This window comes from Aeromonas sobria (assembly GCF_000820145.1).
Taxonomy (GTDB): domain Bacteria; phylum Pseudomonadota; class Gammaproteobacteria; order Enterobacterales; family Aeromonadaceae; genus Aeromonas; species Aeromonas sobria.
On record NZ_CDBW01000013.1, the window covers coordinates 129,973 to 143,299 of the forward strand.

Genomic DNA, 13,327 nt, shown 5'->3' on the forward strand with positions numbered 1-13,327 from the left:
CCGCTTCGCTAATCGAACCTGCGATTTATCACGGGGCTAGTTGGCCAATACGTTGTTCCAGCCAGCTGGTTGACGCCTCGCCGAGGTTGCCGTGCAGCAAGGCATTGCGATAAGCATCAAGCGCCCGCTGACTGTGGCCCTGACCATCCTCGGCCACGCCAAGGCCAAGCCACCAGCGGCCCTGATCCGGCTGCTGATGCAACAGCTTCACGTAGAGCGTCGCCGCATCTGCATTCTGGCCCAGCTCCTGAGTCAGCCCGGCCCAAGTGGCGTAATAGTCCATGTTGCTGGCCAGATCCGGCTGATAACCGGATAACCAGCCAAGGGCCTGTTGTTGTTGTCCCTCGCTGATGGCAAGGCGGGCCAGCAGCAGGCGAAAATCAGGCTGTTGCGGGTTGAGGCGGATCCCCTCCTCCAGCAGCTGACGGGCCTCGGTCAGGCGGCCCTCGCCATAGAGCAAGCCGGCCAACTGCTCGCGCGCACCCTGGCTATAAGGGTCGTGGGCCAGCACCTGATAGTAGTTATCCTGGGCATCGCGCAGGCTACCCTTGGCCATGGCGGTGGTTGCCTTGCGCTCCGCCAGTGCCGCCAGCTCTTTGGCCGACAGCTCTACCGTCTCAATCTTCAATACACTCGGTTTGCGCGGGGCAGCGGCGACCGCTTGCTGCTCTGCCGCCAGTTCGGCGTAGAGCTCGGGCTGCAGCTCTTCAGCGCTAGGTTCAGACTCATCGACATCACTGGAGGCATCGAAAGGTGCCCCATCAGCCAACTCGCTCTCGTCATCCCCTGTATCTTGATACACAGCATCTTGATCTTCGTCGGCCACGTCGTCAGCGATAGCCTCGTGACGTGGCAATGGCAGGGCTGCGGCCACCTCGACCGGCTCGGGCTGACTAACCGGCGCGGCGACCCGCGTCACCACATCGGGGGCGACCACTGCGCTGGTTGCCGCAACGAAATGGGTCTGCTGCCAGTAGATCCAGGTTCGCCAACCGAGGATCCCCAGCGCCAACCCGCAGATCAGGGTCAGCAGCAACATCCACCATCCCTGCTGGCGTGCAGGGGCAATATAGACGGCAACACCATCGGATCCTTGCTGGCGCTGATCCAGATCTTTGAGCATCTGGTTGATTACACTCATGGCCAGACTCCATAAGCCAGGGCACACCCCAGCAGCAGTAACAACGGCCACCAGCGCCACGGCGCAAGGCGGCTGGCATCTTCGGTATCACGAATGGCGAGCCGCACCAGCCGGCTGTCGATCTGGCGCGCCCCCTGACCGTAGGCCAGCATCAGACACTTCTGCGCCAGCACATTGATCAGTCTCGGGATGCCGCGCGATGCCCGCCACAACCTGCGCATGGCGCTGCTGGCAAACAGCGGCGCACCGCGATAACCGGAGACCTGCAATCTGTGCTCCAGATAGGCGCGGGTCTCGTCAAAACGCAGCGGACGCAGGCAGTAAGAGAAGCCAATCCGCTGGCGTAGTTGGCGCAGGTGCGGCTTGGCCAGTCTGGCATCCAGCTCCGGTTGGCCGAACAGCACGATCTGCAGCAGCTTGCTCGACTCGGTCTCGAGATTGCCAAACAGGCGGATCGCCTCCAGGGTTTCGTCCGGCAGCGCCTGCGCCTCGTCAATAAGCACCACCACCCGACTGCCCTGCTGATGCAGGCTGATCAGGTGGCGATGGATCCGATCGGTGAGATCCAGTTCGCTCTGATCCCGCACCGCCAAGCCCAACTCCAGCGCCAGCGCGATACGCAGTTCGGCCGGGGTGAGGTGGGGATTGGGCAACCAGGCGAGCCGCACCGGACACGCTTCCGAGCCCAGTTCGCTTAGCAACTTGCGGCAGAGCAGGGTCTTGCCGGTGCCCACCTCGCCGGTCACCTTGATAAACCCCTCCCCCTGCGCCAGCGCCCAGTTGAGCACCTGCAGCGCCTCTTCGTGAGGCGGCAGGCCGTAGTAGAAGCCGGTATTGGGGGTAAGGCTGAACGGCGCCTCCTGCAGGCCGAAGTGGCTCAGGTACATGAGACATCACCTGCCACGGCGAGCAAGCAGCCGGTGCTGGCAAGGCAGCACAGGCCGTTCGGGATAAGGGCGACCGCGTCGTGTGTCATGGCTTAGCCCTTGGCCGGATACCACTTGTCGAGCAGATCGGAGGATCGTTTCAGCTCATTCTGCCAGGTATCTTTCTCCACCACGGTGGGTTTGAGCATGATCACCAACTCCACCTTCTTGGTGCTTTCACGGCGGTTGGTAAAGGCCTCGCCAATCCAGGGGATGTCACCCAACAGCGGCACCTTGCTGACGATCTCCTGCTTGTCGGTCTTCATCAGGCCGCCGATGACGATGATGTCGCCGTTATTGGCCTGCACCACGGTATCGGACTCGCGGATCGAGCTCTTGGCGAGCGGCAGCTCCAGCGGCTCGGCCGTACCGACTTTGATAATCTTCTTCTGCTCTTCGGTATCGATAACAGAAGGGTGGATATGCAGCAGCACCCGCCCCTCTTCATCGATCTGCGGCGTCACATCCAGCGCGATGCCTGAGAAGAAGGGAGTCAACTCCACATTGGGGGTCACGATAGGCTCGGCCCCTGTGGACGTGGTGGTAGAAGTCGATGCGTTGGTGACAAAATATTCGTCGGTACCAACTTTAATCACCGCCTTCTGGTTGTTAGTCGCCGTAACACGCGGGCTGGAGAGGGTGTTTACATCGCCCTGGGTCTTGAGCAGGTTGACCGCCACGTTAAAGTTGCCGTCAGAGATCTTGAAGCCGGCACCGCCACCCAGTGCGCTGAAAATCTGGTTAGGTGTGGTGGGCAACTGGGAATTGGCCGCCGAGCCGCCACCGGTGATCCCCTTGCCGCCATCCCAGCTGGCAGAGAGACCACTCCAGTCCACACCTTGCTCGTAGCCTTCATTGAGGGCCACTTCGATGATCCGCGCCTCCAGCACCACCTGACGCTTGAGGTGGCTTTCGGACTGGGTGAGGAACTCACGAACCGCTTTAAGCTCTTTCGGATAGGCGCGGATGGTGACCAGACCCGCCTGCGGACTGGTGATCACCGCGCGGCCGTCACCGCTGCCGATCAGGGTCTGCAGGGAGTCGCGCAGATCGGTCCAGTAGTCGCTGTTGGTGTCAGTCTCGATCCGGGTGCCGTTGCTGTTGTCACTGCCCGAGCTGCTGCTGGAGGAGCTGTTGGTACTGCTGTTGTTCGATGAGTTATCGAGACTGCCGTTATTGCTGCCGTTGTTGCTGTCATTGGCGGTCACCCCACCGGTGCTGACCGAGGTGCGGGAGAGACCACGACGGGACATCATCAGGTAGTTGACCGGGATGGTCTCGGTGCGCAGGCCAGCCGGATAGATATGGAATATATTGCCCTTGCGCTGCACATCGAAGCCATACATGTCACCCACCACCGCCAGTACTTCCGGCAGGGTCACATCCTTGAGCTCGACCGACACCAGCCCGGCAACCCCGGGATGGACTGCCACGCTGTAACGGGAGCCCTTGAACAGGGAACCGAAAAACTCCACCGCTTCCACATCATTGGCCGCAATCCGCAGCCGCTTCTCAGGCATGCCAACCGGCATCTGGGGCCGGTTCAGTTGCAGCAATTCGCTCTGCACTGATTTGGGCAGAGTCGTCAGAGGGGCAGCCTGCTTCTGCTGTTCGTTCATGGCCTGTTTGAGGGCATCCTTGGCCTGGGTCGGCTCGGGGTGCTGATACGTGGTACAGCCCGCGGCCATCATGGCCACGGTGATCAGACAGAGACGGTGTGTTTTCATGTAATTAGGGCACCCTGACTTGCAATTAAACTCGATAAAACAGGCTCACCTCGCAGGAGGCAACACCGATTCAAACCCGGATCTTGCTGGCAAACAGTGCCACCGTATGGCGTTTTCCCGCCTTTTCCAGCACCACGGCATCGGCATTGATAGCCAGCAGCATATAGCCATCCACCTGCTGCCCGACCCGATAACTCTTGCCATTGAGCACTGCCAGTGCCGGGCCATTACCCAGTATGACGCTCTGCAGCTTCGGCAACCCGGCACTGCTCTCGCCAGTCGCTCTGGCACCGACCGCCACATCCGCCAGCGGCGCAGTGGGATCCTGCAATACCTCGACCGGCTCCGCCTGTACCAGCACGCTGAACAGGCAACAGCACAATGCAAACACTCTAGCCACGGATAAACTCCTTGCTGGTACTCAGGGTGTAGATCTCCATCTCCACCACAGCGCCGGGATAGGCCTTGACCTGATAGTCGAACTGCTTCCAGTAGAAGTGGCGCGGCAAGGCTTCTAGCGCTTTAAGATATTGATAAACATCGAAATAGCCGCCTTCCAGTTGCAGCCGGATACCATGTTTATAGAGATTGACCTGCTGCTCTCCCGCCATCAGCGGGGTCGGCTCCAGCGAACTGAGGGCCAGCATATGAAGATTGGCGGAGCGGGAGAGCAACGCCTCCAGCACCAGCGGCATCTCGTGGGCCGGGATCAGATCCACGGTCTGGGCCTTGAGCTCACCATCGACCCGGGCCAGATCGACCGCCACCTGCGCCAACTGGTCGTGAACCCCCTGGTTGGGATCCCGCTTAAGCCGGGCCTGCTTGCCGAGGTTTTCCAGCGTCATGATTTCGAGGTCGCGCTCGGCGGCGCTCAGGGCGATGCGATCCTGTTGCAAACGGATATCGGCGTCATCGAGCCAACCATAAAATCCGGCAGCACCCAGCAACACCAGACCGGTCAGCAGCATTAACACCCGCTCCCGCTGGCTCAACACGGCGATCCGCTGGCCCCATGCTTGCCATTGTGCTTTCAGGTTCATCAGGGTTTCTCCCGCGCGATGCCGCTCAACTGGAAGGTCAGACGACCCTCCTTGTCACGACTCAGGGTCAGTTCACCAAACTCCTTGCCCACCAGACTCGGGGTCTGCTTGAAGCGGTTGACCCAGGCCGGCACATCCTGACTGCGGCCAGCAAAGCCGGAGAGGTTGATCCGTCCTTCGTTGATTTCAATACGCTGCAACGAGAGGTTGCTGTTGCGAATACGGGACAAGTCCGCCATCAGGCTGGCGTAGCCCTGAGATTTTTGCAGGGTCAGGCTGCCCAGCTGGCGCATCAGGCCCTGCTTGGCGGTCAGCTCATCCTGCTGGTTGGTGAGTTGCTGCTGCAAGCGGGGATCCGCCTGATGACGCGCCAACTCGGCGTCCAGTCGCTGGGCCTCGCCGCGTTTGAGATCCAGTTCGACATTGCGCTGCGCCAGCGCCCGGCTGACCTGTTGCTGCTGCCAGCTGTAACCGACACCGGCCAGCAAGATCAGCAGCAGCGCGCAGCCCCATACCAGCGCCATCTGATTGAGGCTGGCCCACTGCCGTTTAGGGCGAAACTCGGCGCCATAGAGGTTTATCTGACGTTTCATCACGCATCCTCCCCGATGGCGGCGGCATAGGCCGACAGGTACTCGACCCCGGCCAGCACCGCTTTGTTGGCCATGGCGGAGACGGCAAAGCCGAAGGTCTGCTGCATGTGGTGGGAAAGGGTGCCGATAAAGGGTGAGGCGACGGCAAACTGCATCTGCCCCAACTCGGGCAATTTGAGCTGACCCGCCAGATAGTCGAGGGAGCGCTGGATCTCCAGCGCCAGCGAGTCGAGCAGCATGCTGTCCGGCTCATGCTCCCCGGTCAGGCTGGTAAAACCGCGCAGCTGGCGGGAGAAGCAGAGCCCCCCCTGATGGAAGACCAGTAGTTGCAGATCCTGCCCCTTGGGCTGCCACAGCAGCATGCGCACGGTCTCGTCCGCCTCATAAAGAGAGGTCAGTGCCAACTCGTCGCTAATGATGGATTGCAGGGTGGCAATACCATTGATGGCATCGGCCAGCAGTTGCACCCGGCTCTTGGGCAGGCAGATCACATTGATGCGCGGACGACCGGCAGGCGGGGTGGGCAAATCGACATAATCCATTGCCAGTTGCAGCACCGGCTCGCTGACATAATCTTTTACCGCCCAGGGGAGTGCCCCCGCCATCTCGGCATCGGGTACGGCAGGCTTGTCGATCTGGATCTGTTGATAAAGGCTGGCGGCGAGGGCTACCCGCACCTTAGACTTGGCCAGCCCATGACGACTGAACAGCTCATTGATGGCAACAGCCCACTCCTGTGGGCCGTTAATAGAACGAGTCGCAAAAACGGGGGAATTGCCCACCGCTGCCAGCATGATCCTGTCATTGGCCAGCAACAGCCCCACCTGGCGGCTTGGCGTCGATCGCCTGAACAGTTGTTTCATGTAAGCTCGCCCATCAATAGTGGTTAAATGTGTGAAATATTAACATAAACAGCAAATTAGCTTCCATATAAAAGACGGACTCACCATTGCAAGCCAACTTCCCAGCTGAGTCAGATGACACCGCGAACCTGCCCTCGCCCCTGCAACGCCTCCATCACCCCTTGCTGCACCGCTATGGTGTCGAGCTCTGGTGCAAGCGGGATGACCTGATCCATCCAACCATATCAGGCAACAAGTGGCGCAAGCTCAAACATCATCTGCTGCACGCCAAAGCGCAGGGCAAGCAGCATCTGCTGTCGTTTGGCGGCGCCTACTCCAATCATATCCACGCCTTGGCGGCGGCAGGGTGCCAAGCTGGTCTTCGCACTACCGGTATCATACGGGGCGAATCCTATGCCGTCAGTAACTCTACCCTGCAGGATGCCAAGTGCTGGGGCATGGATCTCGTTTTCGTTGACCGCCAGAGTTACCGGCGACGGCAGGATCCCGACTGGCTAGCCCAATTTGCTGCCAGCGACACCCTGATCGTGCCGGAAGGGGGCAGCAGCCCGCTGGCCATCCCCGGTGTCGCTGAACTGGTCAGTGAAGTGCCATTTTCGCCGGATCTCTGGGTACTGCCCTGCGCCAGCGGCGGCACCCTGGCAGGGCTGATTGCAGGCAAGCGACAACAAGAACAGATCCTCGCCATTGCCGTGCTCAAGGGAGGTGGCTTTATCGCCGACGAGGTGTGCCGCCTTCATCCTGCGGCCACCACTATACCCGGCTGGCGGATCGCGCTGGATCACCACGATGGTGGCTACGCCAAATTCAGCCCGGCCCTCTGGCTGTGGGTGCAGGATTTCAGCGCCCAAACCGGCCTGCCCCTTGAGCCCATCTACAGCGGCAAGGCGATGTGGGGGCTTTTTCGCGAATTGGCGGCAGGCCGCATCGCCCCCGGCAGCAAGATCGTCTTTATCCACACCGGCGGCATGCAGGGATTGGCGGGCTTGAAAGAGCAAGGCCGCCTCTAAGCCGCAACCCTCTTTTCAGGCTCAGGCTGGCTCAATGAACAGCCGCTGAGGCGGAGCAAACCAGGGGCCCTGACCAGCATGTACTCCGAGGTGGCGCAGCATCTTCCACTCGTCGCCACTCTCCACTCCCACCGCCAGCACCCGGGTGCCGGTATTGGCACAGCCCCCTACTAGACTGCGCACCGCCATCTGGTTCACCTGACGGAGATGGATCTCCCGCACCAGGCTGGGATGCAGTTTGAGGAAGTTAATTTCAAACTCTTTGATGTACTGGGTGCTCACCACATCCTGACCAGCGTGATCGATGGCCAGCCGACAACCGAGCATCCGCAGGGAGCGCAGCGGCCGTTTGAGCGCCTCAAAATGGCGAGTGACCTGGGATTCTGACAACTGCAGAACCAACCGCTCGTTGGTGCTACGGGGCAGCTGGAACAGGGCGAAGAACAGCCAGCGCTGAAACTCGCGGTTGAGCAGGCTCTGGGCACTCAGGGTCAGGCTGATGGGACAACTCTGCTCTGAACCCTGACGCAGCAAGAGCAGGGTCTGCTCTGCCACCCAGCGATCCAGTGGCAACAACAGCCCCACCTTCTCCGCCATCGGCATGAAAATCCCCGCCTGCAGTGCCCGTCCCTGCTCGTCATGGAGATAGGTCAGCAACTCCTGCTGCAGCACCACCTGGTCCCGATCCTGCTGGATCGGCTGGCTATAGAACTCGATGCCCTGCTCTTCCAGGCGACGGCTGATCAGGGTGCGCCAGCGCACCGAGCCCTTGCTGCTCTGCTCCTCATTCAACTGCTTCTCATAGAGGAACCAGCCATTGTGGCCCTGCAGGCGGGCGCTCTTGAGGGCCAGCTCAGCTTCCTCTTGTACCTTGAGCAGGCTATCTTCGGCCTGATAACAGACGGCACCTAGATAGACTGCCGTTTCGGGATTGACTGTCTGTGGCCAGTGCAGCCGTTGCAGGCTCTTGAGCAGCTGGTTCGCCCCCTCCACCATTTCGCTTTCGGACATATTGGGCAGCAACACGGCAAACACTTGTCCGGCATAACGGGCCTGCAGAGCACCGTTATGTTTACGCACGAAAGCACCAATGGTGGCACTCGCTTCCAACAGCAGGTCACGGCTCTGCAGCTCGAGCGGCTCGGACTCCAGCTCTTCAAGGCAAGCGAGATCGATCAGCAACACGCCACCACTCATCACGCTCGCCTCCATGATGGCGCTCTCCAGCCGGTTGTCAAAAAACAACCGGTTGCCGATACCGGTCATCTTGTCGACATAGGCGTTGCTGCGGATAAAGTTGTCGAAGCGGCTGCGCTCCTTGCGAGCATCCGCCAGCTCGGCGAGCAGGTGGTCGAGGGCCTGACTGGCGGCCACTGGCCACTCTTCGGCGGGGTCATGATTCAGCTTGGAGAGTTTGTCATCGAGGATCAGCTGGGCGCGAATGCTCAACAGCTCGGCACCGCGCAACTGCTGGCGCAGCCAGCGAATGGAGTACCAGAGACCGAACACCACGATAAAGACGCCGAACGAGATGCCGGACATCGCCCTGATGGAGTACTCCGCCTCCTTGAAGGGGCGCTCCAGCTTGAAATTGGCCTGCATGTCAGCCTGGTGGGGCAACGGCAGGCTGTATGGCTGCAGCAGCTGTTCATCGACTGAATCCTGCACGTTGCGGAACCAGTAGACCCGCTGGTCGTTCTGACGAACCTCCAGCTCCACCACATGGGCAGCTCGCAACAGGGTGGGCAGCCAACGGCTCATATCCTCCATGTCATGAGCCACATCCAGCTGCTTGTCGATCACCTCGACCAGCGCATCAACCTTCTTTTGCTGCAACTCCATGCCCAGCTGGCGAAAGCTGAACACCCCGCCAATCAGCACGGTTGCCATGGCGGCAATCACGCACAGGGTGATAAAGGAGACAAGCTGTGTTGTGAGTTTCATGCACCTTTCCGTATGCCCGGTACCATCCATGTGACCTCATGCTAGCAGCGACGTCAGCACCGCAGCTATGGATGAAGATCCCGCTTCTGCAATTTAAGCGGGCAGCATAACCAAAGCACGGTGAGAATACCAAGAATGGGGGGAGGTGATGCGGTACTGATGCGGTACCAAGGGAGATAGCTGACAGAAAAATGGTCCCTCAAAGGGGACCAAAAGGAACACTCATATCAAAACTAACACTCTGTGCTACTGATAAAAAAACAGATACAGGAGTATTGAACACACGGTGAGTCAAACCGCACTGTCACTTTAATCCAGTTCGGATAAGCCGAGCAATTGTCATTTATGACAGGTCAGCGATTGAATCTTGCGTGAAAATAATAAAAATCATTACAAATCAAATAAATAACAGGCCATCCAATCAGTTTGATAACTCTGATTCAAATTGATTGTACTAATCCATTATGATGACAATCTCCAACTGTGTCTTATGAAACTGGCAGGTACTCCCTTTGCGCATATCTCCCGTCTGGATCTCTCTGTTGCTGTTCGCCCTGCCTATCGTGGGTAGCCAGTCGCTCGGCCTGTGGTTTGCCAAACCGATGGCCTATCACCTGCTGGAGCAGAAAGTCTCCGAGATCAAGGGGGCTATGGCAGAACGCCACAAAGATCTGAATGAAGACATCAGCAAGCAGCTGGCACAGTTTAAATTCGACTGTGGTGCCAAGGACATGATGCTGCTGCGCGATCCCCGGTTCTACCGCACCCATATCCGTTTGCAGGGGCTGGAGCTCGCCTCCGGTACCAGCTGCTCCAGTCTGGGAGTGGGGATTACGATGCTCAAAGATGCCCAAAACAACGGGCAGAAGTACGGAAAACTGGGGATTACTGCCACTGTGGCCAAATTCAATACCGAGCAGGAGCTGGTGGCCTACTACCAATCCGGCGGCAACCTCGCCTACTGGGTGCTGGACAACAGCTGGGGTCACTCGAAGCTAAAAGGCCCTTGTGCCAACTGCTTCTATCTGGAGTTCAGCCGGCAGGCTCCCAATGCAAAGACCATCAACTTTCCCCGTGGCGACAAGGCCATCAAGCACGAAGAGGGCAGCCGCAGCCTGAGTTTCTACGATCCGAGCGAGCTCACCAGACAGACAGTCTGGGCGGGAAAGGCGCTGGAGCAATATGCCCATGACCAGCTCAATCACTACGGCCTCTGGTCCGGCATAGTGCTAGGCACCCTGCTCAGTGCCGCGTACTGGCTACTGCGCAACTATCGGCGCTCCCTCAAGGGGCTACTGCAAACGGGGCTAGCCAAGCGGGAATTTGTGCCTTTTTACCAACCAGTGGTGAATAGCCAAACTCGCCAGGTTGTTGGCTTTGAGGCCCTGCTGCGCTGGCAACGTGGAAACGAGTTAATTCCTCCGGGTTCCTTTATTGACTATGCAGAGGAACAGGGGCTGATCCTGCCGATGACCGAGCAGTTGCTGGAGCAGGTGATCAGCGACCTGCCGCTGCTGGCGCCGGAGCAGTGGGTCAGCGTCAATCTGGTCGCCACCCATATCGAACAACCACTACTGCGCCAGCTGCTGGCAAAACACCATAACCCCTCCCCTGACCAGCTCACCTTTGAGCTGACCGAACGCAAACCGATCCACGACATCAAGGCGGCTACCGACGAGATCACCCTGCTGCAGCAGATGGGCTATCACTTCAAGCTAGATGATTTCGGTACCGGTTACGGCGGCTTTGCCTACCTGCAGAGCCTGGGGATCCGCCAGATCAAGATCGACAAGATGTTCGTCGATACCATAGGCACCAACGACCTCAAGCGCAGCGTGCTGGATGCCATCATCGTCTTTGGTCGGGAGTCCGGCATGGAGATGATCGCCGAAGGGGTCGAGAGCCAGCTGCAAGTCGACTATCTGAGCCAGCACGGCGTCTATCTGATCCAGGGCTACTTCTTCGGCAAGCCCATGCCTTTCAAGATGTTGCCCAGCTGGCAACAGGAGTGGCAGCAGCAATACCGCGAGGCCAGCTAGCGCAGATATTGCAGGATCTGACCGCGAAACGGCTGGGCAAGCTGCTCGACATCATCAGGCTGGTGCTGGCTGTGCCGGTAGCCCAGCCCGGCCATCAGCCGGGTAAAGCGCCCCTGCTGACCGCGACCCGGATCCACCAGGATCACCTTGCAGCTTGAGTTGGCATGCTGCTCGATAAAGGCCGCCAGCATCTCCACATGGCCGCGCTCGTAGAGCAAGTCGCTGCCGATGATCAGATCGAAACGACCCAGATCCGTGGCGGCATCGGCCCAACCGGTACGGGTGAAGGGGATCTCGGCCCCCTGATTGAGCAACACATTCCGGGCCAGAAAGGCGCCCGCCTCGGGGTGATAGTCGGTGGCTGTGATGTCGGCATGACGGTGGTTGAGCACCAGACTGGCCAGGCCGATGCCGCATCCCACCTCCAGAATCCGCAGTCCTGTCACCTCCTGACACACCATCTGGCTGGCCAGCACCCGGCCAGAGTCCCAGACAATCCCGAACAGCGGCCAGAAGGCCGAGGAGATGCCGAGTGCCTCTGCCTCACCCCCATCGTCGGAGAACTGCTGATTGTCGCGCAATGTGCGCAGATGGATATCCAGCTCACCAAATTCGATGGTGTGGTAACGCAGACGAACCGCTGACATAAGCACCCTTATCGCGGGGATAGCAGCCACAGCGGCAGGATTGCCGCAACGACCGCTACCTCGCCATGCTACCCCTGCACGGGCCCGATACCTATCCCTATCGGGGAGAGCGACCCAACCCCTTCAACCGCTCATTTACATTCCGCAACAAAATGATCTGCCCGGATGGGGGTCACTGCCTTTATCATAAGGGGCTGGTTATCGCGCAACCGATAACTACGCAGCCTGTTTATGTCATCCGGTCGCTCAGACCCCCAGAAGAGAACCATTGCCTATGAAGACATTTATCCGGCAAGAGATTGCCCTGCCCGTTGGCCTGCTGACCCTGCTCTTTTTCAAGACCCTGGGCAGCGACCTGCTGACAGAGACAACTCCGCTCGCGATTTATCTTCCGGTCTCGCTGGCTCTGCTGGCCGTCGTTACCTGGGCCATCTTCTCGGTGGTGCGCCACTCCGACGCCCTTGCCATCAAGCTGGGCGAACCCTTCGGCACCCTGATCCTCACCCTGTCGGTCATTTCGCTGGAGGTAGTGATGATCTCCTCGGTGATGCTGACCGGCGAGCCCAATCCCACCATGGCCCGCGATACCATGTTTGCGGTGGTAATGCTGGTGAGCACCGGGCTGGTGGGGTTCACCCTGCTGTTTGGCGGCTGGCGCTACCACACCCAGAGCTTCAATCTGGACGGGGTCAAATCCTATCTGGTGGCCATCATCCCGCTGGCGCTGCTCTGTCTGGTGCTGCCCAACTTCACCCGGGGCGGCACGGTCGGCAGCATGTCGAGCCCCATGTCATGGATGCTGATCATCATTTCAGTCCTGCTCTACGGGGTCTTTTTGCTGATCCAGACCCGCAGCCACAGCCACTTCTTCGTCGACAGCGATCACGAGGATTACGAAGAGCACCACGGCCCGCTGCAGAGCAACGTCTATCACACCCTGCTGCTACTCGTTTATCTGGTGGTGGTGATCCTGCTGGCCAAGACGCTGGCCATCCCCATCAACTACGGGGTACATGTGATGCAGGCCCCTGCGGCACTGGGTGGCTTTATCGTGGCCTGTATCGTGCTGGCGCCCGAAGCCGTTGGTGCCATCAAGGCCGCCTTCAACAACCAGTTGCAGCGGGCAATGAACCTCTACTTCGGCTCTGTGCTGGCTACCATTGCCCTCACTGTACCGGCGGTACTTCTTATCGGCGCCATCATGGGGCAGGAGGTGCGCCTCGGGCTCTCCGCCGCCGACATGGTGTTGCTGGTCACCACTCTCATGGTCTGTAAAGTGACCTTTAGCAGTGGCCGCACCAATGTGCTCCATGGCGCGACCCATCTGGTGTTGTTCGTGGTCTACCTGTTCCTGATGTTCGAACACGAATAACAGGCGCAAGCACCTATCCCGGTGC

The 13,327-nt window shown here is 59.4% G+C and carries 12 protein-coding genes; 3 read left to right on the forward strand and 9 right to left on the reverse strand.

All coding sequences use genetic code 11. From position 1 onward, the window contains the following. Positions 1–28: 28 nt before the first annotated feature. From BN1135_RS06250 to BN1135_RS06280, 7 genes are all read right to left on the reverse strand, one after another. A complete protein-coding gene (locus BN1135_RS06250) occupies positions 29–1,141 on the reverse strand; it encodes a tetratricopeptide repeat protein (protein WP_042019671.1) in 1,113 nt (370 codons plus the stop codon). After that, positions 1,138–2,028, reverse strand: a complete 891-nt coding sequence (locus tag BN1135_RS06255; RefSeq protein ID WP_042019673.1) for an ExeA family protein — start codon at positions 2,026–2,028, stop codon at positions 1,138–1,140. Before BN1135_RS06255 ends, BN1135_RS06250 begins: the two co-directional genes overlap by 4 nt. A gap of 92 nt (positions 2,029–2,120) precedes the next feature. After that, positions 2,121–3,794, reverse strand: coding sequence for a pilus (MSHA type) biogenesis protein MshL (gene mshL, locus BN1135_RS06260; RefSeq protein ID WP_042019674.1), 1,674 nt, complete (start codon positions 3,792–3,794; stop codon positions 2,121–2,123). Between the two features lie 70 nt (positions 3,795–3,864). Continuing rightward, positions 3,865–4,194: a SctD/MshK family protein gene (locus tag BN1135_RS06265; RefSeq protein ID WP_042019675.1), complete on the reverse strand. Its 330-nt coding sequence runs from the start codon at positions 4,192–4,194 to the stop codon at positions 3,865–3,867. Beyond that, the gene (locus BN1135_RS06270; RefSeq protein WP_042019678.1) at positions 4,187–4,834 is read right to left on the reverse strand and encodes a hypothetical protein; all 648 of its coding nucleotides are present in this window, start codon (positions 4,832–4,834) and stop codon (positions 4,187–4,189) included. Before BN1135_RS06270 ends, BN1135_RS06265 begins: the two co-directional genes overlap by 8 nt. Continuing rightward, the gene (locus tag BN1135_RS06275) at positions 4,834–5,427 is read right to left on the reverse strand and encodes a PilN domain-containing protein (RefSeq protein ID WP_042019681.1); all 594 of its coding nucleotides are present in this window, start codon (positions 5,425–5,427) and stop codon (positions 4,834–4,836) included. The genes BN1135_RS06270 and BN1135_RS06275 overlap by 1 nt, the downstream gene beginning before the upstream one ends. Further along, positions 5,427–6,290 (reverse strand): type IV pilus biogenesis protein PilM, encoded by an 864-nt coding sequence (locus tag BN1135_RS06280; protein ID WP_042019683.1) that lies wholly within the window; start codon positions 6,288–6,290, stop codon positions 5,427–5,429. Before BN1135_RS06280 ends, BN1135_RS06275 begins: the two co-directional genes overlap by 1 nt. A gap of 86 nt (positions 6,291–6,376) precedes the next feature. Here BN1135_RS06280 and BN1135_RS06285 point away from each other — a divergent pair, with 86 nt between their 5' ends. Beyond that, positions 6,377–7,300, forward strand: a complete 924-nt coding sequence (locus BN1135_RS06285; RefSeq protein ID WP_042019685.1) for a 1-aminocyclopropane-1-carboxylate deaminase/D-cysteine desulfhydrase — start codon at positions 6,377–6,379, stop codon at positions 7,298–7,300. A 21-nt stretch (positions 7,301–7,321) separates the two neighbouring features. On the opposite strand, the gene BN1135_RS06290 is transcribed toward BN1135_RS06285, so the two are convergent. Next, positions 7,322–9,244: an EAL domain-containing protein gene (locus BN1135_RS06290; protein WP_042019687.1), complete on the reverse strand. Its 1,923-nt coding sequence runs from the start codon at positions 9,242–9,244 to the stop codon at positions 7,322–7,324. Positions 9,245–9,756: 512 nt separating this feature from the next. On the opposite strand from BN1135_RS06290, the gene BN1135_RS06295 reads away from it, so the two are divergent. Beyond that, positions 9,757–11,283: an EAL domain-containing protein gene (locus BN1135_RS06295; protein WP_042019689.1), complete on the forward strand. Its 1,527-nt coding sequence runs from the start codon at positions 9,757–9,759 to the stop codon at positions 11,281–11,283. On the opposite strand, the gene BN1135_RS06300 is transcribed toward BN1135_RS06295, so the two are convergent. Continuing rightward, positions 11,280–11,930 carry a class I SAM-dependent methyltransferase gene (locus BN1135_RS06300; protein ID WP_042019691.1) on the reverse strand — a complete coding sequence of 217 codons (651 nt, stop codon included), beginning with the start codon at positions 11,928–11,930 and terminating at the stop codon, positions 11,280–11,282. The two genes, BN1135_RS06295 and BN1135_RS06300, sit on opposite strands and share 4 nt — an antisense overlap. 274 nt (positions 11,931–12,204) lie before the next feature. On the opposite strand from BN1135_RS06300, the gene BN1135_RS06305 reads away from it, so the two are divergent. Further along, entirely contained in the window at positions 12,205–13,302 is a 1,098-nt protein-coding gene (locus BN1135_RS06305; RefSeq protein WP_042019692.1) for a calcium:cation antiporter, read from the forward strand. Positions 13,303–13,327: the final 25 nt, after the last annotated feature.

Excerpts from the sequence above, each read along its gene's own strand:
- BN1135_RS06250 (WP_042019671.1), bottom strand. The coding sequence starts at position 1,141 with ATGAGTGTAATCAACCAGATGCTCAAAGATCTGGATCAGCGCCAGCAA.
- BN1135_RS06255 (WP_042019673.1), bottom strand. The coding sequence starts at position 2,028 with ATGTACCTGAGCCACTTCGGCCTGCAGGAGGCGCCGTTCAGCCTTACC.
- mshL (WP_042019674.1), bottom strand. The coding sequence starts at position 3,794 with ATGAAAACACACCGTCTCTGTCTGATCACCGTGGCCATGATGGCCGCG.
- BN1135_RS06270 (WP_042019678.1), bottom strand. The coding sequence starts at position 4,834 with ATGAACCTGAAAGCACAATGGCAAGCATGGGGCCAGCGGATCGCCGTG.
- BN1135_RS06275 (WP_042019681.1), bottom strand. The coding sequence starts at position 5,427 with ATGAAACGTCAGATAAACCTCTATGGCGCCGAGTTTCGCCCTAAACGG.
- BN1135_RS06280 (WP_042019683.1), bottom strand. The coding sequence starts at position 6,290 with ATGAAACAACTGTTCAGGCGATCGACGCCAAGCCGCCAGGTGGGGCTG.
- BN1135_RS06290 (WP_042019687.1), bottom strand. The coding sequence starts at position 9,244 with ATGAAACTCACAACACAGCTTGTCTCCTTTATCACCCTGTGCGTGATT.
- BN1135_RS06300 (WP_042019691.1), bottom strand. The coding sequence starts at position 11,930 with ATGTCAGCGGTTCGTCTGCGTTACCACACCATCGAATTTGGTGAGCTG.
- BN1135_RS06305 (WP_042019692.1), top strand. The coding sequence starts at position 12,205 with ATGAAGACATTTATCCGGCAAGAGATTGCCCTGCCCGTTGGCCTGCTG.